Raw genomic sequence first — 21,647 nt, 5'->3', positions numbered from 1 at the left:
AATCGCAATGAAATTATACTTGTCTATAATCGGTTTATGTGGTGCCTTGTCGCTTTCCGCCCAGCAAATCGTTCCTCTTTCTTATCGTCAATATATGGAAAAGGTTGTGGAAGGCAACTTGGAATACGCTGCAGAGCGTCTGAATGTGAATGTGTCGGAGGCTGAAGTGACGGCAGCCAAGGTGTTCAATGATCCGAATTTGTCCGTTTCCTATTTTAATAATGAGAATAACAGCCTTCAAATGGGGGAAGGAGTGGAAGTCGAGTTAAGCAAGACGTTTACTTTTGGTAAGCGCAGTGCCGGCATAGCACTTGCCCGCAGTGAAAACGAGCTGACGAAAGCATTGCTTGCCGATTATTTCCGTAATCTTCGTTCGGAAGCTACCGTTTCCTATCTGGAAGCATTGAAGCAATACGAGTTATATAAGGTAAAGGAGAATGCTTACGAAAATATCCGGCAGTTGGCGGAAAGCGACAGTGTCCGCCATTCTTTAGGTAAAATCATGGAGATCGATGCTACGCAGAGTCGTCTGGAAGCCGGAATACTGCATAACGAACTGTTGCAGGCCGGTGCCGAGTTGCAGAATGCTTTCTCCCATCTGAACTTGCTGACCGGTACGCTTGCGCATGACACTCTTTTTCAGCCGCAAGCCGACTTGCGTATGTCGTCCCGCGATTTCGTAATGGCGGATCTGCTTTCTAATGCCGTGGAGAATCGTGCCGACCTGGTGGCCGCCCTCAAGAATAAGGAGGTCGCTTCCCGTGCCTTGAAGGTGGCTCGGCGTGAAAGGAATACGGATGTGGACTTGTCTATTGCTGTCAGTCGTAATGCACGCGTGTACAACGAAGAAGCACCCGCTCCTCCTTTTACGGGAGTGACAGCCGGCATTGCCGTCCCTTTGAAGTTCTCCAACTTCAACAAGGGCGCTGTCCGTGCCGCCCGTTTCCGTGAACACCAGGCTGAAGCACAATATCAGCAGGCTTTGCTACAGGTTCAGACAGAAGTCATGCAGGCATACCGCAGTTATCGATCTTTCTCCAAGCAGGTGGAACGTTATGAAAACGGTATGCTCAGCCAGGCGCGTGAAGTGATAGATGGCAAGATTTACAGCTATAACCGGGGGGAAGTCTCTTTGTTGGAAGTTCTCGACGCACAACGAACTTATGATGAAGTGCAAGCCCGGTACATCGAAACTTTGTTTAATTACAGCACGGCTTTAGTGGAATTGGAAAAGAGCGCCGGAATCTGGGATGTGGAATTGTAGTCGTAACGTTGTTATTTAGGTTTCTTAATAAGGTAAAGGTAAGATATATTCTTGAATTATACCTATTTTTGTACTTCAAACAGAAATAAGAATATGATATTTTACTTTACCGGAACAGGAAACTCTCTTTGGGTGGCAAAGGCTCTGAGTGAGGCGTTTGGAGAACCGTTGATTTCAATTGCGGATGAACTGCGTAAGGAAGAGGAAGACTTGGTTTATCAGGTTGGACCGGATGAAAAGATTTTGTTCGTCTATCCCGTGCATTCCTGGGGACCGGCGGTGCCTGTGACCCGTTTTATCTCCCGTCTGGCTTTAAACGGATACGACGGACAGCCGGTCTATTCCGTTTCTACCTGTGGAGATGAATGCGGGCATACGGACCGGCTGATCGGGAAAGCATTGGGAAAAAGAGCGATATCGCTTACGGCTGCATACTCTGTCATCATGCCGAACAATTATATCTTGTTGCCTGGTTTCAATGTAGACAGCAAAGAGGTGGAGGAACGGAAATTGCAGGATGCTCCGGCGCGTGTGGCCGGGATTATCGAAGCGATCCGGGAGCATCGGCAGGACACTTTGTATCAGACAGGAAGTATGCCCGGTTTGAAAAGCTACTGGATTTATCCTCTTTTTACACATCTGGCCATCGGAAGTAATTCTTTCCGGGTGACGGATGCTTGTATTTCCTGTGGGTTATGTGAACGGATTTGTCCGACCGGAACGATCAGCATGCAGGCAGGGAAGCCTGTTTGGACGGATACCTGTGTGCAGTGTGTCGCTTGCATTCACCGCTGTCCGGTCCGTGCGATCGAATATGGAAAGGGAACGCTGAAAAAAGGGCGATATCATCACCCTGAGATTAAATAATAAACAAAACAGATAGAAAATGAAACGATTAGTAGTGACAGCCTTAGTGGCCCTGACGTTGGCAAGTTGCCAGGAAGCACCGAAAGGTTATGTGATAAATGGAGAAGTGACCGGCAGGACGGATGGGAAGGTTTATCTCAAGTCCTTCCGGAATAAGATGTTTTTTGATGTCGATACGGCAGAGGTAAAAGATGGGAAGTTTACTTTTAAAGGAGAAGTGGATCAGCCTTTATTGTTTGGTCTGGCAACAGAAGACATGAATTATCCGGTTCAGTTCTTTGTCGAAAATACAAATATGGATGTGCGGATAAGTAATGACGGCGAGACGATTACGGTCCGGAACTCTCCTGTCAATACGATCTTTCAGGAGAATGCCGGAAAGGTCTTCGAAGAAGGGTATGACATTGACAGCCTGATCACCAAGCACCCGGCTTCGCCTGCCGCCGCTTTTTATCTGTATCGTTACTTCACTTACCAGTTGCCGCTGGATGAACTGAAAGCGACCCGTGCCAAGATTTCCCCCGAACTGGCTGATTGCCCCTATGTGAAAGATTTGGACGGAATTATCAAGCAATTGGAGAATGTGCAGATAGGTAAGGTGGCTCCTGAATTTTCGTTGCCTGATACGGCAGGTGTATCTGTGTCGCTTTCGGATTTCAGAGGCAAATATGTGTTGCTGGACTTCTGGGCTTCCTGGTGTCCTCCCTGCCGCCGCGAGAATCCGAATGTGGTGAAGGCTTTCAATGACTATAAGGATAAAAACTTTACGATTGTAGGGATTTCCCTGGACAATAATAAAAGCAAATGGCTGAAAGCGATTGCCGACGACAATCTGGCCTGGACGCATCTTTCCGACCTGAAGTATTGGGATTCGGAAATACCGGCTCTTTACGGTGTTCGTGGTATTCCGGCCAATGTCCTGTTGGGACCGGACGGGGTGATTATTGCCAAGAATATAACGGGTGAGGATTTGCACAAGACATTGGAAGAAGTAATAAAATAAACGATGCGGAGATATGGTTTTCTGACTTTATTCTTTCTTTTCTGTCTCTGCCTTTCAGCGACAGAAAAGAAGGACTTTGAAAAAGCCGTGCATGTTGCCGTTTCCCGGCAGATGCAGAAGTACCCCAAATCGACATTGAAGGATCTCTATAAGAATTTCTTTCAGGATAAATTCGGTCCGGGGCATATCATCGGCGATACAACATCAGCCGGTAATTATCTGCGTCATGAACTTGCTTCCTATACGGAATGTACCGGCGATGTTGCCGAGCCGACCGGTTGGGAAGGCAATTTCCTACGGGTAAATCTATCGGTTATCAAGAACGGACAGATTCCGTATGCCACTTTTTTCGATGCTTTTGTCCGCAGTGTAAACGGCATCCGGCCTGTTACGGTTGACGAATGGAAAAAAGAGTGGCTTCGGATCGAGGCGATCATTCGTCTAATGGATTTGGCTTTGCCCGGATATGAGGCTGACCGCAAAGAGATAGAAGAGCGGTTGGATAGGGGAGAGTTTGTCGGGCATCACAGCAAAGTGTTTGAAGATTCCTATTCGCCTCATTATCGTATTGTCAGCAAAGATATATTTGAGAAGGAATTGAAGCCTTTGCTGAAGTAGCCGGATTTCATCAAAAAGAAACAGGCATCTTTCTTAAAATAGGTAGGTATCCTTTGTCAAAAAGATGCCTACCTATTTCAGTAAAAGCTATAGCTTTTTTGCCGCTACCCTATATCCTGTAGTTGGATAGCCTAAAGGTTATTTTTTTATCCTTTAGGCTCTATTATTCCTCGTCGTCCGGGTCTTCGAAGTCAAATTCGAAATCGAAACCGTCGTCTGATAAACCGGGATCGGTGAACTGTTCCAACTCTCGACGGTCTTTCTTAGTCGGACGGCCCATTCCGCGTGCCCGGTCTACGAATCCGGATATGCGGTTCATTTCCAGGATTTCGTATTGGTCGGGTGTCGTTACGTTTTCCAGATAGCCAGGGACCAGCTTGGCTCCCATACGTCGCTCTGTCAAATCCAGTACCTTAAAGGAAAAGGTGATAGGCGGTTTGCGTACCTGGATCACTTCCCCGACTTTGATCATACGGGAAGGCTTTATCGTAACGCCGTTTATCATGATCCTGCCTTTCTTGCAGGCTTCAGCGGCTATCGTACGTGTTTTGAATATGCGGGTAGCCCACATCCATTTGTCTATACGGACTTCGTTCATCTTATTATGGGTTGGCAGGGACTGCTTGGTGACTGTGGCATGGAACAGCCGGCTGCCGCTTGTTAACTATTTATTGTTGTATAAGTTCATTGTGTTCTGTATGCCGGCCAGGCAGAAACTTTTGATGATTTCTACTGCCCGTTTCATCTTTTCCGGCATTTCCTGGAGTTCTTCCGGCGGAAACTTGCCGAGCACATAGTTGATTTGCCCTCCGCGCGGGAAATCGCTGCCGATACCGAAACGGAGGCGGCTGTATTCTTGTGTGCCTAACAACTGTTGGATGTTTTTCAATCCGTTGTGTCCGGCATCGCTGCCTTTCGGCTTCAGGCGGAGTGTACCGAACGGAAGTGCCAGGTCGTCCACTATAACTAACAGATTCTCTACCGGAATGTTTTCTTTCTGCAACCAGTAGCGGACGGCATTGCCGCTCAGGTTCATGAACGTGTTAGGCTTCAGTACGATCAGCTCACAGTTCTTGACACGCATCCGGGCGATTGCACCATAACGTTCTTCCGTGAAAGAAACTCCGGCATCTTCAGCCAATGCGTTTACAACGCGGAATCCGATGTTATGGCGCGTCCCTAAATATTCGGAGCCGATGTTTCCAAGTCCTGTTATCAGATATTTCATTGTTATGTAGTTTTTAGTATATGACAAAGGGAAGAATACTCTGCTGAATATCCTCCCCTTACATTATTTAGGAATAATAATCTTATTATGCCTTAGCCTGAGCACCACGAGCGGCACGAGTCAACTGAACGGCGCAAACGACAGCGTTCTTAGCGTTCATCAGTTCAAGGCCTTCGAAGTGCAATGCGCCAACCTGCATAGTCTTGCCTAATCCCAGGTGGTCGACATTGATATGTAATTTCTCAGGAATTGCTGTGTAAAGGGCTTTTACTTTCAGCTTTCTCATCTGTAAGTTCAGTTTACCACCGGCTTTGACACCTTCAGCATGACCTTCCAGAACAACCGGAACTTCCATTACTACCGGTTTGTTTTCTGATACTTCCAGGAAGTCCATGTGCAAGATAGCGTCGGTTACAGGCTGGAACTGGATATCTTTAACGATAGCCATTGTCTTCTTGCCGTCGATAGCCAGTTCTACGACAAAGATTTCAGGGCTGTAAACCAAGTTACGGACACTGTCTTTCGTGATAGTGAAATGAGATACTTTTTCACCGCCGTACAGTACAGCAGGAATTTCGTTGTTTTTACGCATAGCCTTCAATGCTCTCTTCTGGTCTGCAGAAGTAGCGGCTACTTCTCTTGACTTTCCTTCTAATTGAAATGTCTTCATTTTGTTTTAATTTTTGTGTTACTCAAAATTAGATATTTATGCTTTCTAATTTCCCATCACACGTACGGGGGTTAAAAGCGGTGCAAAGGTACGATTTATATTTATATCTGCAAAATCTTGTCTGCATGAATTTTTAGTTCCATAGGCATGAAACTATAATTCTCTCGGCATGGAACAGATGTTTCATCGGCATGGAACTAAAAGTGCATGCCGGTTCAGAACCGGATTCCTTTTTGTCGGAGCAAGGTTTCCGTATCGTCCCAAAGTTGTTTTTGCTGTGCATGATGTCGGATGCGTTCCGACACATTCCTCTTTTTGCAATTGGCATAGCAACAACCGTTTCTATCTTTTGCCTCATCCGAAAGAGCCAGGTGGATGGCAGTCGCCGCGCCTTGGGCCGGTGTTTTGATAAAGGGGCGGAACAGGATGTCGGTTAGCGGGTCGAACCAAGCTTGCATCGTGATCATGTTCGTACTGACGATTCCCGGGTCCGAGGCATTTATGGTGATGTCCTTGTCTTGCAGCCGTTCGGCAAACTCTTGGGTGAACAATAACAGCGCCAGTTTGGTATTGCTATAGACCGGGATGCGGAAAAAGCGTCCGTTCTTCCCTTTTTCAAAGAAGTCCGGTTGGATCCGGCCGATAGCATACGTGCAGGACACTGTGTTTACAATGCGGCATCCCGGTTGCATCAAGGGCAATAACTGGCGGGTGAGCATGTAGGGAGCCACATAATTGACGCTTACGATTGTCTCCAACCCGTCTTCGGTTTTGCGTACCGGAGTCGTCAGGATGCCGGCATTGTTCATCAGGCGGCTGACGGGACGTCCTTCTTTTAGTAATTGGCCGGTGAAATTGTTGACGGATGAGAGGGAGGCGAGATTGATTTTCCGGACTTCAATCTGCGTGTTTCCGGTCTCTTGCCGGATCCGGGCGCATATGGGGGCGGCTTTTTCCGGATCGAGGCAAGCCATAATCACCGGATAGCCCTCTTTTGCGAGGGCTGCCGTGATTACTTGTCCCATGCCTCCGTCGGCACCGGTTATGATGGCTAATCCTTTTTCCATTACTTATATTCTAATTTCTCTATTTCTTTGACAATGCTTTTGGGCAAGTCCTGAATATGTTTGTGGCATGCCATTTCGATGGAATACATGCGGGCGATGCAATAGTTGCTATGTCCGCAGTCGCAACGGGCATGATCGTCTTCCTTCATCTTGTTTACGAATGACGGGTCGTTCAGCAAGGCGCGTGCCATGCTCACGAATTCGAAACCGTCGTTCAAGACCTCGTCTATCTTCTCGCGTGAAATCAGACCGCCGACATAGACAAGCGGCATTTTCAACGCCGCCCTGAACTTCAGGGCATCTTCCAGGAAGTAAGCCTCTTTGAACGGTTCGGACGGGATCATGAACCGTCCGGCCATTTTGACTCCGAGCGGTAACCAGCCGAAAGGCATATAATGCGTCATCGTATGAATCGGCATGGAACCCCGCATCACGTACATCGGGGCGCGGCTGACGAAGCCACCGCTAAGTATCAAGGCATGTGCTCCGCATTCGTCCTGCAGGGTACGGGCCACTTCGAGCGTCTCATCCAGCTCCATTCCTCCTTTGAAGCCGTCGCGCATATTCATCTTTACCAGCACTGCCATATCCTGTCCGGCTGCTTTCATCACTTCGTCCATGCACATTTTCATAAAGCGCATCCGGTTTTGCAAGCTGCCGCCATATTCGTCTTTCCTGTGGTTGGTATAGGGAGAAAGGAACTGGCTGATCAGATAACCGTGGCCGGCATGTATTTCCACTGCATCCATTCCGGCTTCGCGAGCCAGATGAACCGCTTGCCCGAATGCTTTTGCCATAGCCGTGATTTCGGAAGGTCTCATTCCCCTGACAAGGGTGGGGGAATAGATATTGAAACCGCCGGATGCGGAGATGGGCCTGCATCCGCAGATGTTTTTATGGGACATGTTTCCGCAATGTCCGAGTTGTACGGAGGCGGCCGCCCCTTCTTTGTGGATGGCGTCGGTGATGCGTTTTATTCCGGGGATGATCTCCGGGCGCATCCAGAGCTGACGTTCGAAGGAAAGTCCGCTTTGCGTAACAGCCGCATAGGCCAGAGTTGTCATGCCGATCCCGCCGGCGGCCACCGATTTATGGTAGTCGTACAACATGTCGGAAGGGGCGTTTCCGGGGCACATGCTTTCAAATGCAGCCGCCCGTATCGTCCGGTTTCTCAGGGTCAACGGCCCGATTTTACCGGGAGTGAACAGTACAGATTCTTTTTCCATATCTATATGAGTTAGTCATTCAATATATAAAAGGGATCACCCGTTTCCGGTTTCCCAGCTCGTTGCCAAACATCGCTTTGTATTTATGGTAGATGGTGTTTGCGCGAGGTACGAGGTTTGCAAATGTCCACCACGCGAAAACAGCCCCGCTTGCACTCCAGGTCAGGATTGCAAACCCGCACCATTCCACGATCTCCCCGAAGTAGTTGGCCGATGTCACATATTTGAACAGGCCTTTTTGAGGCAGATAATGGTTCGTGTCGCCAGGCTTTCTCAGATGGCGTACAATATGGTCCGACTGGATATTGATTGCCATACCGGAGAAAAACAAGATCGTCCCGATGATAAATTGAGGGCTGTACAACCAGCTTTCCGTGTACATATCCTGCGGCGCCAGGTGGAAAATCCATTCTCCCTGCATATAACCGTTCAGGAGATTGAAGGTGATTCCCATAAGCATGATGCCTGCCGGCATTTTACTTTTGCCTTTTATCAGCAAAGGAAAAATAAAAGACCGTTGGAAATAATGCAGTTCGAAGAACAGGAATATCAGGAGCGGTACTGTCTCGAACTGTCGTTCCGATCCGTTCCATAACAAAAACATGACGATAAAAACCGGCGCTTCCATACAAACCCAAGCGATCTTGTTCGGTATCGGAAATCCCCATTTTTTATCGAACAACATACCATAACCGGCTTCAACGAAGTAAAGGGCTATGAAGACAATGGCGGCGATCGCTGCCATTACGATTAGAAATAAGGTGAAATGTTCAATTGTCATCTTCGCGTGTTGATAATTTATAACCTTTCCCGTGAATGTTTATGATTCTGATGGTAGGATCATCTCGCAATAATTTGCGCAATTTGGTGATATAAACATCCATGCTTCGGGCACTGAAGTAGTTATCGCTTCTCCATATGACTTTCAGGGTGTACATCCTGTCTACAATTTCGTTTGCATGTTGGCACAACAACGTAAGCAAATCGGCTTCTTTGGTCGTCAGCTTGGTCGTTTTGTCTTCTATGGACAAGAGCTGTTTGTGCACGTCGAATTTGAATTTCCCGAAAAAATAGGTCCTGACCTCTTTCTTGTTTAGAGGCTGGTAACGGCTTTGTATCGCCTTGATCCGGGCCTGTAAGATGTCAGTGTCAAGAGGTATGCGTATCACATCGTCCGCATGGAATGAAAACAGCAATGCTATCTCTTCTCTCGTCGGATGTTCACATAGGAAAATGACAGGAATGATGTTCTCTGAACTTTTGATCATGGCTGCCAATGTCCGTGTTTCTTTCGCGTCCATATCGTGGTCGATAATACAGAATGTGAAATTGTTGGAAAGGAAACTTTTATATGCCTCCTCTTCCTTGTCGAATACTTGTGAACTGTATCCGATAGCTTTTATATAGTCCTGGATGATCGCTCCATGATTATAGTCTTTGCTGAAAATGAGAATGTTAAAAAGATCGTTCATTATGTTATTAAATTGTTTTTTCGATGTTCCAGACAAAAGCGCGTAATCCTTGCGCTTCCGTCTTCTGATCCATCTGATGAAGTATCTCCAGGAAATGGTCGACTTTATCGTCATCGACCATTGCCAGGATTGCCGAGTTCAGTGTCGGCCAGGCGTGACTCCCATAATGCGGCTCGCCGGTCTTGCTTCCACGTCCCTGTACTTCATCCCAGTATGTGAAGCCCCGGATGTTGTTCCGGTCCATCGCATTCAGGATCATTTCGTAATATGCTTGATTAAATGATACAAATATAGCTTTCATATTAACTTATTCCTAATTATTATTTATTCTTTTTTAGAAGATATGCTATTTCTTGCCATCTTACGGCGTCTGCGCCGGACTCCGTTTCCGGCAAACACACTGTAAACGACCGGTACGATTACCAGGGTGATCAACGTTGATACCGAAAGTCCCCATGCTACCGTCATACCCATCGAACGCCACATTTCAGAGCCTTCGCCTGTTCCGACTGCCATCGGGATCATACCCAATACGGTGGTCAGGGTGGTCATCAATACCGGGCGGAGACGGGATTTTCCGGCAGTCACTACTGCGGTCAGGATTCCCATTCCTCTTTCCCGGCAGAGGATCGTGTAGTCGATCAGCACGATACCGTTTTTGACAACGATACCCATCAACATAATCAGACCGATCAGCGCCATGACGCCCAATGGAGTCTGCGTCACTGCCAGCCCCAGGATTATACCGGTGAAGGCGAAGGGGATGGAGAACATGATTACGAACGGGTCTGTCAGCGATTCGAACTGAGCGGCCATTACGATAAATACCAAAATGATGATCAGGATCATCAGGATTGTCAGGTCGAAGAAGGTGTCCATCTGGTCTTCGTACGTTCCTCCTAACTGCCAGCTGACATCCGAAGGTATATCCATTTCCTTCAGCTGGTTCCGGGCGGCTGTTACGATATCGCTCATGGCGGCTCCTTTTCCGACTACCGCCGATACGGTAATGACACGTTCGCGGTCTTTACGTTCAATGGTCGGAGGTGTCATCCGTTCTACTACTTTACCCAGGTCGCGGATACGGATGCCTTGACCGGCACTGTTATAGACCAGGATATTTTCGATATCTTCAACCGACTGGCGGAATTCGGGAGCGTAGCGTACTTTTATATCATACTCGTCACCGTCTTCACGATATTTGGAAGCGGTAGAGCCGTTGATGCGGTTGCGCAAAGCCATAGCAGCCGTTGTGATATTCAATCCGTTGATCGCCAGCTTTTCCCGGTCGAAATCAACCTGGTATTCGGGTATGTAGTCCTCGCGGCTGATGTTGACCTGTGAACAACCTTTCACCTTACGCATCCTTTCGGCCAGTTCGGCGGCTACGGCATCGGTCCGGCCGAAGTCGAAGCCATAGATCTCGATGTCGACCGCATTCTGTCCGCCCATGCCTTCTTCCTGCCCGCCTTCGATAACCTTGAAGGTCTTGATCTCCGGATATTTAGCCAGGTCCTTACGCATCTCTTCGCAGATTTCAACCATGCCGCGTTCACGATCGCCGACGCTCAGCATATTGATGTAATAGTCGATAATATGTGTCCCGTTATTACTCAATTGAGCCCAAGTATTATCAGAGTCGGCCTGTCCTTCGGTGAAGTTGCTGGTCTTTATTTCCGGATATTTCTGCCGGAAAAGTTCGTCGATTTCCAATGCCAGTTTACGGGTGATATCCTGGCGGGTTCCGACCGGCAATTCGATGTGGACGCTGATCTGCGCATTATCCTGGGTCGGGAAGAATTCTGTCTTGATGGTCGGAACCAATAACATACTTCCCGCAAAGATCAGAGTAGCTCCGAATATGACCGTTTTCCGGTGACGTACCGCCCAGTAGAGGAAACGGGAATAGCCACGGTCCAGCGCATCCAATGCCTTTTCGATCGGTGTGAAGAACAAGGTGTACAAGCGGCCTTTTTTAGGATTCTGCTTGAGTAGTTGCGAACTCAACATCGGAGTCAGTGTCAAAGCCCCGACCGTCGAAACGATCATGATGATACTGACGATCCACCCCAACTGTTTGAACAGAATGCCTGCCATACCCGTTACCATTGTCAGAGGCAGGAACACGGCCAGCATGGTCAGGGTCGAGGCGATTACGGAAATAGCCACTTCGTTTGTCGCATGCACGGCTGCCTGTTTCGGCGCACTGCCTCTTTCGATATGGGTCGTAATGTTTTCCAACACCACGATCGCATCATCCACAACCATACCGATAGCAATGGAGAGTGAACTCAGCGAGATAATATTCAGTGTGTTACCGGATGCAAGCAAGTAAGCGAACGAGGCTATCAACGAGATCGGAATGGTCAGGATAATGATAAACGTCGCTCTCCATCGTCCGAGGAACACGAACACTACCAGCATAACGATAATGAAGGTGATGAAGATGGTCTCTTTCAGGCTGTCGATCGTATTCAGAATATTGGTGGAGGTATCCAGGATTACTCCTAACTTGACATCCGAAGGAAGGCTTTCCTGGATTTCCGGCAGTTTCTGGTGAACTTTCTTGGCGATATTCACCGAGTTGGCTCCCGATTGCTTCTGGATAACGATCATCCCGCCTTTCTTGCCGTTATTGTAAGTCTCCTGGGCGCGTTCCTCGATGCTGTCTTCGATACGGGCGACATCACGCAGGTAGATAGTCTTATTGTCCTTATGACCGATCACAAGATTGTCCATCTGGTGCGCATCCGTAAATTCACCTTGTACGCGGAGCGCATAGGCATTGGAACCGATATCCACGCTGCCGCCCGGAGTGTTCCGGTTCTCCTGTGCGATGATAGCGGATATTCCTTCGATCGAAACGCCGTATGCTTCCAGTTTGTACGGATCGCAATAGACCTGTATTTCGCGTGTCGGCGTGCCGGAAATAGAAACCGCTCCCACACCGCTGATACGTGCAAGCGGGTTCGATACCTTATCGTCCAAAATCTTGTACAAGGCGTTCGTGCTCTCTTCCGCCGTAACCGACAGGATGATGATCGGAATATCGTTCGTTCCGAATTTGAAGATAATGGGATTGTCCACATCATCCGGCAGCATCGGCTCGGCAACGTCCAGTTTGTCGCGCACGTCATTGGTCGCCACGTCGATATCCGTGCCATAGTCGAATTCGAGTGTGATGATCGAGATGTTTTCACGCGATTGTGACGTGATGTGCTTTAGGTCGCTGACACTGTTCAGCACGTTCTCCAATGGTTTGGAGACGTTCATTTCGATATCCGCAGCGCTGGCGCCGGCATAGGAGGTCATAACCATGATCGTGTTTGTCTCGATCTCCGGCAGCAAGTCCACAGATAATCTTGTTAATGAAAAAAGACCGAAGATCACGATCGCCACAAAGACAAGGGCTGTCGTAACCGGCTTTTTTACTGCTGTTGCATATAAACTCATAGTGTTTGTCTCTTACTTTTCGATTTCTACTTCCATTCCGTTGTTCAGGCGGCTTTGACCGGATACTACGACCTGGTCGCCATTGTTCACACCCGAAATGACTTCATATTTGTTTCCCATACGACGTCCCAGTTCTACTTTTTCGTAGGAAACTTTACCGTCTTTATATACATATATATATCGATCGCCTGCACCGGACTGTTTTACGATCGCGAGGTCCGGAGCCACCACATGGTTTTGCGTGCCGAAACCGATCGTCACGCGGGCAAACATTCCGGGGCGGACGCGTTCGTCGCTATTGTCGATTTTGATCTCGACGGGGAATGTGCGTGTATTCGGGTCGATGGTCGGGTAAACCAAGCTGACTTTCCCTTTGAATACTTCGTCTCCGTACACATCCAACCGGATGTCGACATCTTTTCCCTTTTTCACTTTCGTGAAGAGGCTTTCGGATACGTTTACCAGCAGTTTGACCGGACGGACCTGCTCTACGGTGAAGATCGGCGAGCCTCCGCTATACATATCTCCGCTATCATAATTGCGGGCGGTTACGATGCCGGTGATCGGACTCAGCAACTGTGTGTTTTCCTGTAAGTTCTTGTAGGCCGCACGGCTTACGTCCAACTGCGTTTTCTGTGCATCCCAGGCTGATTTGGAGGCGCCGCCTACTTTGTACAGTTCATCGATGCGTTTGAACTCCAGTTCCTGGTTGTCCAATTGTATTTTGGTCTGTTTGAGGTTTGTCTCATCCATCTTGACCAGGAGTTGGCCCGCTTTTACGTGATCGCCGACTTCCGCGAACAACTTCTCTATGCGCACCGGGGTTTGCGGGGCGATGTTGTTGGAAATGTTAGCTTCGACCGTCGCTGTAAATTCACTGATCTGCTCTACGTCTTGTGCTGAAACGGTTTCTACTCTCACAATGGCTTTATTGCTGGCGGTCTCCGTTTGTGCCGGATCTTTCTTTTCTGACGAACAGGACAGCAATAAAGGTAAAATGAGGAGTGATATGAAGTGTTGTTTTCTATTTGTTTCCATTTTGTGATATTTTTATTCTATGTCTATTTTCTGTTCTTTAAAACTCTTGCTGGCCTAACACCTTTTCCAGGTCGGCCTTCGCTACCATATAATCGTAAATCGCTTGGTTGAAATTCAGTTTGGCTTGTGTCAGCGCCAATTCCGAATCGTTCATTTCGAGCAGAGTCCCGGCACCTGTATCATAGCGTTTCTGTGAGATCATATACCCCCGTTCGGCTTGTTCCACTCCTTTCTGTGAAGCGTCGAACCGTTTGACGCAGGTATTCATGTTATCTATATATTGCTTGATCGCCAGTTGTAGGTTCCGTTGCGTATCCTCTCTTTGCAGGCTCAACTGTTCGATCGAATTTCTTGTCTGTTTGATCTTATAGAACTTACTGCCGCCGGAGAAGATGGGGATGGAAAGCGAGACGCCGACCATCGAGTAGGGATTCCACATATAGTCCTTGAACTTGAAGTTGTTGTTCATGGCTGTCCATTGATACAAACCGGTAAGCGACAGTGTCGGCAAATAATCGAATTTTTGCATGGTCAGAGTCTTTTCCAACTGCTTTGCCTGTAAATCCATCTGTTTCAGGTCTGTATTGTCGGCCAGCGTCGTGTCTGTCGAAAGGAAATCGCCGAAAAGATCCTTTTCAAAATCGGTCAATTGTCCTTTACATTCGATATTTAGGTCCAGATCCATGCCCAACAATGCTTTCAGTTGCCATTTGGCAAGGACCAATGCGTTTTCGGCTTGCAACATATTGGGTTCGCTGTTCTTGACGGTAACATCGGCGCGTATCAGGTCGTATTCGGCAACGGTTCCCTGTTCGAACTTTCGCTTGATATCCAAGTAATTTTCCATTGCGTTGTCATAGCTTTCCTTGAATACGCGATATGAATCGTTGGCAAGAAGCACGCCGTAATACCCTTTCTTCACTTGGTTGACCATCGCGATTTTAGAGGAACGCGCCTGCTCGATAGCCAATTCCACATCTACAGCCGAGATACTCAGGCTTTTCCAAAGAGCGGCATTGACAATCGGCATCGAGGCGTTGAAGCCGAGGCTCCAGTTATTATCACGCCCCACTTCGATCCCTTCATCCATACTCGGCATGTCTTCCATACCGGGTATTTCGGAGCTCCCCATGTCGAAACCGTCCATATACATCACCTGTTTTTTCAAGGTCCGGTTGTAGTCGGCTGCAAAACTTACTTGGGGAAATAGAGCGGCATAGGAACCTTTCTGTGCATATTTTTTCTTCTGGATTTCCTTATTGGCCACTTTTACAGTGGGGTTTTCGCTCAGCGCAATCTCCAGGGCTTTCCCGATGTCGAGGATCAGCGTGTCCTGGGCTTTAGCGGAGGAGAAGGCCAGGGAGGGCAGTAACATCATCACTACCCACATCATCTTTTTTGTAATTAAGATTTGTCTCATTTAAAATAAGTAAATTTGATTTTTTAATAAAATCGTTCGTTCAATCTAATTGCTTCTGTATATATTTCAATAAATACCGGTCTAAAATGGCAATACCTTTTTCTGTAGAGATTCCTCGAAGGAAAGTGTAAAGAATCGTATTGAACACTTCAGCCACGGAATGCTTGGAGAGGGCTTTGGGCGGACGGACCATCTTCGCCTGCTCTTTGGCCAGCAAAGCTACAATCTCGAAGTTGATATTCGGTTGAAAAACACCTTCTTTTGCTCCTCGGGACAGTAGTTTTATGCATTTTTTCAGAAAACGGGATTTCTCTTCTTCCATTTTCTGTAATGCTTTCGGATAGCGTTTCAGATCATCATAGAATTTCGGGTTAAACCAACGAGGCCTTTTCATGAGCTCTTCATAGAAAAGCAACGCGACTTCGAGTGCTGTTATCGGCTCGGATTCAAGTCGCTTCATGGATAGCTTCATTTGGTTGTAACTCAGGTTGATACATTCTGTCAGCAGCGTTTCCTTATCCTCAAAAAGCTCGTAAAGGGTCCGTTTGGATATACTCGCGTTATGAGCGATATCATCCATACTGACGTTCTTAATCCCGTGTTCAGAAAATAAGTCGAATGCCGTTAACATTGTTTGTTCTTTTATGATCATCGATTTTAATGATTACTTTTTATACCATCTGACGTTGCAAAGGTCTGTCTAATTTGGAAAACTAAAAAGGTTTATTCTGTTACGGAATTAGTCGAAAACGAATAAGTGAAGGTTCTCTTATTCCTAAAAAACCGTTATTCATTGGTAAAAAATGAAACATCTTTCTGTTTATTGAAAAAATGTTTACCTTTGCAAGTACACGATTAGTAAATAGGTAAAGATGGAAAAACTTCCTTTAATAGAATTGGCGGAGCTGAATAAAAGCATTATTTTCCGTGATAGTTTTCAGGATATTTTTTCGATTGCAGATCTGGACGGTAGTATGGATATCGGAGATCCCGACTCGCCCGAACGTTTTGCTCCGATGCGGTTGAATGCGCTTTTAATGGTGTTGACTTTCGAAGGAACGCTTGAAATTCATCTGGATTATGTTTCTTACACTGTCAAGCCGAATAGTTTTATAACGATCATGCCTACGCATGCGCTCCAGCTTGACAAGATCAGTAAAGATTTTAAAGGCCGCTTGCTGATTGCGGCCAAGGAGTTTCTGAACGATTGTAATCCGGGTGGAGGTAACAGGACTCAGGCGATTGCGAACTATATGGAGGTCCGCAAGAATCCTTGTACGGAACTGGAACCGGAAGAAGCGGTAAAACTGGCCGGTTGTATGCAGGTCATACGGGAGAAAATGAGGGAGCGCACTCATTTTTATCAGAAGGAACTGGTGCAGAATGCCTTTATAGGCTTTCTGTTGGAACTGGGAAATATATTGTTGGGCAAGAAAGACCGTTTGATCCGGCCGACCCTTTCCCGTAAGGAAGAACTGTTCGAACAGTTCCTGCAATTGTTGTTTGAACATTGCAAGGAGCAGCATGTGGTTACTTTTTATGCCGAAAAGTTATTTATCACGCCGCAATATCTGTCGTTGATCTTGAAGGAACTGACGGGCAAGTCCGCAAATAAGTGGATAGACGATGCTTTGATCGTCGAGGCGAAAATCCTCTTGAAAGCCCCGCAGGCAACTGTTCAGCAGGTGGCGGATATACTTCACTTTTCCGACCAGTCGACTTTCGGGAAATTTTTTAAGAAACACATGGGGATTTCCCCGATGGAGTACCGTAAGTCCTGAAACGGGCGGTACTCCGGTTTCTCTTATCTTTTACTGAACTTATACCAGTTGATCAATTCGGATATGCCGTAGACCAGGCAAGCGACTCCGAAAATCACGAATGTGTTGGCTGCCGCTCCGAACGGGTAGGCAAGGATCATGACCCCTGTTATCAGGATGAGGGACGGCAGGATGTAAAATCCGTATGGAACTGTGCGCCATTTGCGGGCGGAAACCAGTGATATCAATTGTTGTGCTCCGGCAAGAACCAGCAAAGCCCCTAAAATATACATTAATATACTGACGAAAAATTGCGGCATGATCACCAGCCATGCCCCGAACAGGATGCTGCCCGCCCCGTCGATCGGAAACATCGGACTCGGCTCGCCTTCCACTTTCTCGCGGGTGAAGTAATTCAAGAGCGAGAATAATCCGGGTATGATGAAACAGATCCCGATCGTTATCACCAGATAAGTTACAGCCGCTTCCGGCCAAAGAACCAATACAAGTCCCAGCACGATTGCGAATATGCAACGTAGGACTGAACCATTTAAACCTTTCATGCTTTCTTCTAATTTAGAATGTCATTTCTTATGTAACAACGAAGATACGCTATTTTCTATTGAAAAAGAAAGAAAAAAGGACGCAATGCCTCTCTTAACCTATTTTCTTTCCCTGTTATTCTATTTCGGTTGCCCTACTATTCTGTAATCGACGGCACTGATTATAAAATCACCGACGATTACAGAATTGTAGCCGAGGCGATAAGAAACATTAGGCGTATAAACAATCTTTTGATGCGGTCGCTCCGTCAAATATATTCTTACCCCTTGCCATATGGATGAAAATATGTAACTTTGCAATTTTGAAATGCGAGTGTGCAATTAAAAGATAATTAAAATATTACTATCGTGGCAGATACAAAGTACATCTTCGTTACGGGCGGCGTGGTCTCTTCTTTAGGTAAGGGAATTATTGCCGCATCATTGGGTAAACTACTTCAGGCAAGAGGTTACAAGGTTACCATTCAGAAATTTGACCCCTATATTAATATCGATCCGGGTACGTTGAACCCGTATGAACATGGGGAATGCTATGTTACCGTAGACGGACATGAAGCGGATTTGGACCTCGGACACTACGAACGTTTCCTGAATGTTCAGACAACCCGCGCAAATAACATCACTACAGGACGCATCTATCAGAGCGTTATCAGCAAAGAACGTAAAGGGGATTACCTGGGAAAGACTGTCCAGGTGGTGCCTCATATCACGGACGAGATCAAGCGCAATGTGAAATTGCTGGGAAATAAATACAAATTTGATTTCGTGATTACTGAGATCGGCGGTACGGTAGGCGATATCGAATCTCTTCCGTTTATCGAAAGCGTACGTCAGCTGAAATGGGAACTGGGAAAGAATTGTATATGCGTACATCTTACCTATGTGCCTTATATCGCGGCTGCAAAAGAATACAAAACCAAACCGACACAGCATTCCGTAAAACAGCTGCAAGAGTTGGGTATCCAGCCGGATGTCCTGGTGTTGCGCACCGAACATGAGTTAAGTGCCAATATATTAAGTAAAGTCGCTCTTTTCTGTAATGTTGCACAGGATGCGGTTATACAGTCGATCGATGTTCCGACGATCTACGAAGTACCGTTGGTATTGCAGCGTCAGAAAATGGACGAAGTGATCCTGCGTAAAGTCGGACTGGAAGTCGGACCGACACCGGAAATGAAGCCTTGGCATCAGTTCTTACAACGTAAGGTAGACGCTACCGAAACTGTAAAGATCGGCTTGGTCGGTAAATATGTTGAGCTGCAGGACGCTTATAAGTCGATCGACGAATCTCTGTTGCAGGCAGCTATTTATAATGATCGTAAGCTCGATTTGCATTTGTTCCATTCCGAAAAACTGAATGACGGCAATGCAGCCGAATTATTGAAGGATATGGACGGAATCTTGATTGCTCCGGGATTCGGGCAACGTGGTATTGAAGGAAAGTTTGCCGCATTGAAGTATGCTCGTGAAAACGATGTTCCTTGCCTGGGGATCTGTTTGGGCATGCAGTGCATGGTGATCGAATTTGCCCGCGACGTAATGGGGCTGACGGAAGCGAACTCGACCGAAATGGAACCCAATACTCCGTATAAGGTGATCGACCTGATGGAAGAGCAGAAAAACGTGACCAATATGGGTGGCTCTATGCGCCTGGGTGCATACGACTGTGTGTTGAAGAAAGGCTCCAAGGCTTATGAAGCATACGGACAGACACATATCCAGGAACGCCATCGTCATCGTTTTGAATTCAACAGTGAATATCGCGATAAGTTTGAAGCCGCCGGTATGATGTGCGTCGGCGAAAATCCGGAATCGAACTTGGTTGAAGTCGTTGAGATCCCAGCTTTGAAATGGTTTGTGGGGGTTCAGTTCCATCCGGAATATAACAGTACGGTGGTTAACCCTAACCCACTTTTCGTTAGCTTTGTGAAAGCTGCAGTTGAAAATAAAAAATAAGAATTATAGATGGATAAAAACACGATAATAGGTTTCCTGCTTATTGGAGTTGTCTTAATTGTATTTACGTGGTTGAACAAACCTACGCCGGAGCAGATGGAAGCACAGCGCCGGATGCAGGATTCGATCGCCCAGATAGAATATGCAAAGCAGCTGGAACAGCAGAAAGAATTGAATAAGGAAGCTAAAGCGGACGAAGAACTGGCCGGCTTGCCCGATTCCGTACGGCTTGCCCGTTTACAAAACACGTTTGGCGTTTTTGCTGATGCAATGGTAGGAGAGGATGGTTCCACTGTTTTGGAAAACGAGCTGATTGAAGTCCGTTTGGATAATAAGGGAGGACGTATCGGATATGTCCGCCTGAAAAAGTACGATAATTATAAAGGCGAACCTCTGGTGCTTTTTGATGAGAAGGATTCGAAGTTCGATTTTACTTTGGTAACGGCTGATAATCGTGTGGTAAATACCGGCGATTTGTATTTTACTCCTGTAAAAGGGAATGACCCGAACAGTATCACCATGCGCCTGAATACAGGCGAAGGCAGCCATCTGGATTTTATGTATTCCTTGAAACCTGACGATTATATGTTGCAGTTCTCTATTAAGGGAACCGGTTTGAATGGTGTACTGTCGCCGGGTACGACCGCATTGGACCTGTTGTGGCAGCAAAAAATAACCCAGCAGGAAAAAGGGCGTAAGTTTGAAGACCGTTATGCAACGGTGTATTATAAATTTATGGCTGACGACGTGGAATACCTGAGCGAAACCAAGAACGATAGTAAGCAATTGTCTAACCGGTTGAAATGGGTCGCTTATAAAGATATGTATTTTTCTTCTATCCTGATCGCCGGAAACGAAGGATTCGAGTCGACGACTATCGATTCGAAGATGTTGCCCGAAGGCGGCCCTTTCCTGAAGGAATATAAAACAACGACCTCCGTTCCTTTTGATTTGAAAGGAAACGAGTCGACCGATCTGCGTTTTTATTTCGGTCCGAACCAGTTTTCACTGTTGAAGTCATTTGACGATAATGTGGAAAAGGCCGACCAACTGGATCTGGAAAAGATCGTGCCGCTGGGATGGGGTATTTTCCGTTGGGTGAACCAGTATTTCGTCATTCCGTTGTTTAACTTCCTTGGGCAGTTTATCCATAGCTACGGTTTGTTGATCTTCCTGCTGACGGTTATCGTTAAATTGATCCTGTTCCCGTTGACGTACAAGTCTTATATGTCATCGGCCAAGATGCGTGTATTGCGTCCGCAGGTGGAAGAGCTCAATGCTAAATATCCGGGACAGGATAAGGCTGTAGAGCGTCAGCGTGCTACAATGGAACTGTATAGCCGTGCCGGAGCGAGCCCGATGTCGGGATGTGTTCCGATGTTGTTGCAGATGCCGATCTTGGTCGCCTTGTTCATGTTCTTCCCGTCGGCAATCGAATTGCGTCACCAGAGTTTCCTTTGGGCACACGATTTGTCTACTTATGATGCGATTGTAAGTTGGAATACATATATTCCTATTATTACACCGTACTTCGGCAACCATATCAGTTTGTTCTGTCTGTTGATGACCGTAACGAACATCATATACACGAAGTTCAATATGGAGCAGACCAACACCGGGCAGCAGCAGATGCCGGGCATGAAGGCGATGATGTATATGATGCCGCTGATGATGTTGGTTTTCTTTAACCAGTATGCATCCGGTCTGACTTACTATTACTTCATCTCCACTTTGATCACGATCTTGCAGACTGTCATCTTCCGTTATACGATTAACGAAGATAAACTGTTGGCCAAGTTGGAAGAAAATAAAAAGAAGCCGATGAAGAAGTCAGGCTTTATGAAGCGGCTGGAAGAAGCCCAGAAAGCCCAACAAGCTCAATTGGAAAAGCAGAAACAACAGAGAAAGAACAGATAATATTGCTTTTCGAAGAAGTTCGGCATAAATATAACAGGCAAGGAACAAGTTTTACTTCCTTGCCTGTTTTTTTGTGCAAATTTTGATTTTAGCCGTCTTGGATTTAAAAAAACAGATTTACGGGA

The 21,647-nt window shown here is 46.8% G+C and carries 20 protein-coding genes; 7 read left to right on the top strand and 13 right to left on the bottom strand.

The features are described from left to right. Positions 1-7: 7 nt before the first annotated feature. The 4 genes from RDN79_RS10750 to RDN79_RS10735 all read left to right on the top strand — a co-directional run bounded on the left by RDN79_RS10750 (position 8) and on the right by RDN79_RS10735 (position 3,752). Positions 8-1,264, top strand: coding sequence for a TolC family protein (locus RDN79_RS10750; RefSeq protein ID WP_298547004.1), 1,257 nt, complete (start codon positions 8-10; stop codon positions 1,262-1,264). Between the two features lie 93 nt (positions 1,265-1,357). Next, positions 1,358-2,131, top strand: coding sequence for an EFR1 family ferrodoxin (locus tag RDN79_RS10745; RefSeq protein WP_298547002.1), 774 nt, complete (start codon positions 1,358-1,360; stop codon positions 2,129-2,131). 19 nt (positions 2,132-2,150) lie between these two features. Then, a complete protein-coding gene (locus tag RDN79_RS10740) occupies positions 2,151-3,134 on the top strand; it encodes a TlpA disulfide reductase family protein (RefSeq protein WP_298547000.1) in 984 nt (327 codons plus the stop codon). Between the two features lie 3 nt (positions 3,135-3,137). Beyond that, positions 3,138-3,752, top strand: a complete 615-nt coding sequence (locus RDN79_RS10735) for a hypothetical protein (protein WP_298546998.1) — start codon at positions 3,138-3,140, stop codon at positions 3,750-3,752. A 163-nt stretch (positions 3,753-3,915) separates the two neighbouring features. On the opposite strand, the gene RDN79_RS10730 is transcribed toward RDN79_RS10735, so the two are convergent. The 12 genes from RDN79_RS10730 to RDN79_RS10675 all read right to left on the bottom strand — a co-directional run bounded on the left by RDN79_RS10730 (position 3,916) and on the right by RDN79_RS10675 (position 15,978). Further along, on the bottom strand, positions 3,916-4,350 hold the full coding sequence (locus RDN79_RS10730; protein WP_298546995.1) for an RNA-binding S4 domain-containing protein: 435 nt from the start codon (positions 4,348-4,350) through the stop codon (positions 3,916-3,918). A gap of 66 nt (positions 4,351-4,416) precedes the next feature. Next, positions 4,417-4,980: an aminoacyl-tRNA hydrolase gene (pth, locus tag RDN79_RS10725; RefSeq protein WP_298546993.1), complete on the bottom strand. Its 564-nt coding sequence runs from the start codon at positions 4,978-4,980 to the stop codon at positions 4,417-4,419. Positions 4,981-5,065: 85 nt separating this feature from the next. After that, on the bottom strand, positions 5,066-5,650 hold the full coding sequence (locus tag RDN79_RS10720; RefSeq protein ID WP_298546991.1) for a 50S ribosomal protein L25/general stress protein Ctc: 585 nt from the start codon (positions 5,648-5,650) through the stop codon (positions 5,066-5,068). Positions 5,651-5,865: 215 nt separating this feature from the next. Continuing rightward, complete coding sequence (locus RDN79_RS10715; RefSeq protein ID WP_298546989.1) at positions 5,866-6,717, bottom strand: SDR family oxidoreductase; 852 nt, start codon at positions 6,715-6,717, stop codon at positions 5,866-5,868. Further along, a complete protein-coding gene (locus RDN79_RS10710) occupies positions 6,717-7,943 on the bottom strand; it encodes an NADH:flavin oxidoreductase (protein ID WP_298546988.1) in 1,227 nt (408 codons plus the stop codon). The genes RDN79_RS10715 and RDN79_RS10710 overlap by 1 nt, the downstream gene beginning before the upstream one ends. A gap of 19 nt (positions 7,944-7,962) precedes the next feature. Beyond that, on the bottom strand, positions 7,963-8,724 hold the full coding sequence (locus RDN79_RS10705; RefSeq protein WP_298546986.1) for a DUF1295 domain-containing protein: 762 nt from the start codon (positions 8,722-8,724) through the stop codon (positions 7,963-7,965). Continuing rightward, positions 8,714-9,415, bottom strand: a complete 702-nt coding sequence (locus RDN79_RS10700) for a response regulator transcription factor (RefSeq protein ID WP_298546984.1) — start codon at positions 9,413-9,415, stop codon at positions 8,714-8,716. The genes RDN79_RS10705 and RDN79_RS10700 overlap by 11 nt, the downstream gene beginning before the upstream one ends. Before the next feature lie 7 nt (positions 9,416-9,422). Next, positions 9,423-9,716, bottom strand: a complete 294-nt coding sequence (locus RDN79_RS10695; RefSeq protein WP_298546982.1) for a PG0541 family transporter-associated protein — start codon at positions 9,714-9,716, stop codon at positions 9,423-9,425. Between the two features lie 23 nt (positions 9,717-9,739). Further along, positions 9,740-12,868 (bottom strand): efflux RND transporter permease subunit, encoded by a 3,129-nt coding sequence (locus RDN79_RS10690; protein WP_298546980.1) that lies wholly within the window; start codon positions 12,866-12,868, stop codon positions 9,740-9,742. 12 nt (positions 12,869-12,880) lie between these two features. Then, positions 12,881-13,906, bottom strand: a complete 1,026-nt coding sequence (locus tag RDN79_RS10685) for an efflux RND transporter periplasmic adaptor subunit (protein ID WP_298546978.1) — start codon at positions 13,904-13,906, stop codon at positions 12,881-12,883. Positions 13,907-13,943: 37 nt separating this feature from the next. After that, entirely contained in the window at positions 13,944-15,299 is a 1,356-nt protein-coding gene (locus tag RDN79_RS10680) for a TolC family protein (RefSeq protein ID WP_374044510.1), read from the bottom strand. Between the two features lie 67 nt (positions 15,300-15,366). Continuing rightward, on the bottom strand, positions 15,367-15,978 hold the full coding sequence (locus RDN79_RS10675; protein WP_298546974.1) for a TetR/AcrR family transcriptional regulator: 612 nt from the start codon (positions 15,976-15,978) through the stop codon (positions 15,367-15,369). A gap of 220 nt (positions 15,979-16,198) precedes the next feature. Here RDN79_RS10675 and RDN79_RS10670 point away from each other — a divergent pair, with 220 nt between their 5' ends. Then, positions 16,199-17,107, top strand: a complete 909-nt coding sequence (locus RDN79_RS10670) for an AraC family transcriptional regulator (RefSeq protein WP_298546972.1) — start codon at positions 16,199-16,201, stop codon at positions 17,105-17,107. Between the two features lie 23 nt (positions 17,108-17,130). On the opposite strand, the gene RDN79_RS10665 is transcribed toward RDN79_RS10670, so the two are convergent. After that, positions 17,131-17,649 carry an HdeD family acid-resistance protein gene (locus RDN79_RS10665; protein ID WP_298546970.1) on the bottom strand — a complete coding sequence of 173 codons (519 nt, stop codon included), beginning with the start codon at positions 17,647-17,649 and terminating at the stop codon, positions 17,131-17,133. A gap of 348 nt (positions 17,650-17,997) precedes the next feature. Here RDN79_RS10665 and RDN79_RS10660 point away from each other — a divergent pair, with 348 nt between their 5' ends. Next, positions 17,998-19,605, top strand: coding sequence for a CTP synthase (locus RDN79_RS10660; RefSeq protein WP_298546968.1), 1,608 nt, complete (start codon positions 17,998-18,000; stop codon positions 19,603-19,605). A 9-nt stretch (positions 19,606-19,614) separates the two neighbouring features. After that, positions 19,615-21,522 (top strand): membrane protein insertase YidC, encoded by a 1,908-nt coding sequence (yidC, locus tag RDN79_RS10655; protein WP_298546966.1) that lies wholly within the window; start codon positions 19,615-19,617, stop codon positions 21,520-21,522. Positions 21,523-21,647: the final 125 nt, after the last annotated feature.

The sequence above is a fragment of the uncultured Parabacteroides sp. genome, from assembly GCF_902493135.1.
Taxonomy (GTDB): Bacteria; Bacteroidota; Bacteroidia; order Bacteroidales; family Tannerellaceae; genus Parabacteroides.
The sequence above is the reverse complement of the archived record's forward strand: the minus strand, read 5'-3'. Positions and strand labels throughout refer to the sequence as shown.

Bases quoted from the DNA above. Each gene is read 5' to 3' on its own strand.
- RDN79_RS10735 (WP_298546998.1), top strand. From the start codon at position 3,138: ATGCGGAGATATGGTTTTCTGACTTTATTCTTTCTTTTCTGTCTCTGC.
- RDN79_RS10665 (WP_298546970.1), bottom strand. From the start codon at position 17,649: ATGAAAGGTTTAAATGGTTCAGTCCTACGTTGCATATTCGCAATCGTG.
- RDN79_RS10695 (WP_298546982.1), bottom strand. From the start codon at position 9,716: ATGAAAGCTATATTTGTATCATTTAATCAAGCATATTACGAAATGATC.
- RDN79_RS10685 (WP_298546978.1), bottom strand. From the start codon at position 13,906: ATGGAAACAAATAGAAAACAACACTTCATATCACTCCTCATTTTACCT.
- RDN79_RS10670 (WP_298546972.1), top strand. From the start codon at position 16,199: ATGGAAAAACTTCCTTTAATAGAATTGGCGGAGCTGAATAAAAGCATT.
- RDN79_RS10750 (WP_298547004.1), top strand. From the start codon at position 8: ATGAAATTATACTTGTCTATAATCGGTTTATGTGGTGCCTTGTCGCTT.
- yidC (WP_298546966.1), top strand. From the start codon at position 19,615: ATGGATAAAAACACGATAATAGGTTTCCTGCTTATTGGAGTTGTCTTA.
- RDN79_RS10715 (WP_298546989.1), bottom strand. From the start codon at position 6,717: ATGGAAAAAGGATTAGCCATCATAACCGGTGCCGACGGAGGCATGGGA.
- RDN79_RS10700 (WP_298546984.1), bottom strand. From the start codon at position 9,415: ATGAACGATCTTTTTAACATTCTCATTTTCAGCAAAGACTATAATCAT.
- RDN79_RS10690 (WP_298546980.1), bottom strand. From the start codon at position 12,868: ATGAGTTTATATGCAACAGCAGTAAAAAAGCCGGTTACGACAGCCCTT.
- RDN79_RS10745 (WP_298547002.1), top strand. From the start codon at position 1,358: ATGATATTTTACTTTACCGGAACAGGAAACTCTCTTTGGGTGGCAAAG.
- RDN79_RS10705 (WP_298546986.1), bottom strand. From the start codon at position 8,724: ATGACAATTGAACATTTCACCTTATTTCTAATCGTAATGGCAGCGATC.
- pth (WP_298546993.1), bottom strand. From the start codon at position 4,980: ATGAAATATCTGATAACAGGACTTGGAAACATCGGCTCCGAATATTTA.
- RDN79_RS10720 (WP_298546991.1), bottom strand. From the start codon at position 5,650: ATGAAGACATTTCAATTAGAAGGAAAGTCAAGAGAAGTAGCCGCTACT.
- RDN79_RS10730 (WP_298546995.1), bottom strand. From the start codon at position 4,350: ATGAACGAAGTCCGTATAGACAAATGGATGTGGGCTACCCGCATATTC.
- RDN79_RS10740 (WP_298547000.1), top strand. From the start codon at position 2,151: ATGAAACGATTAGTAGTGACAGCCTTAGTGGCCCTGACGTTGGCAAGT.
- RDN79_RS10675 (WP_298546974.1), bottom strand. From the start codon at position 15,978: ATGATCATAAAAGAACAAACAATGTTAACGGCATTCGACTTATTTTCT.
- RDN79_RS10710 (WP_298546988.1), bottom strand. From the start codon at position 7,943: ATGGAAAAAGAATCTGTACTGTTCACTCCCGGTAAAATCGGGCCGTTG.
- RDN79_RS10680 (WP_374044510.1), bottom strand. From the start codon at position 15,299: ATGATGTGGGTAGTGATGATGTTACTGCCCTCCCTGGCCTTCTCCTCC.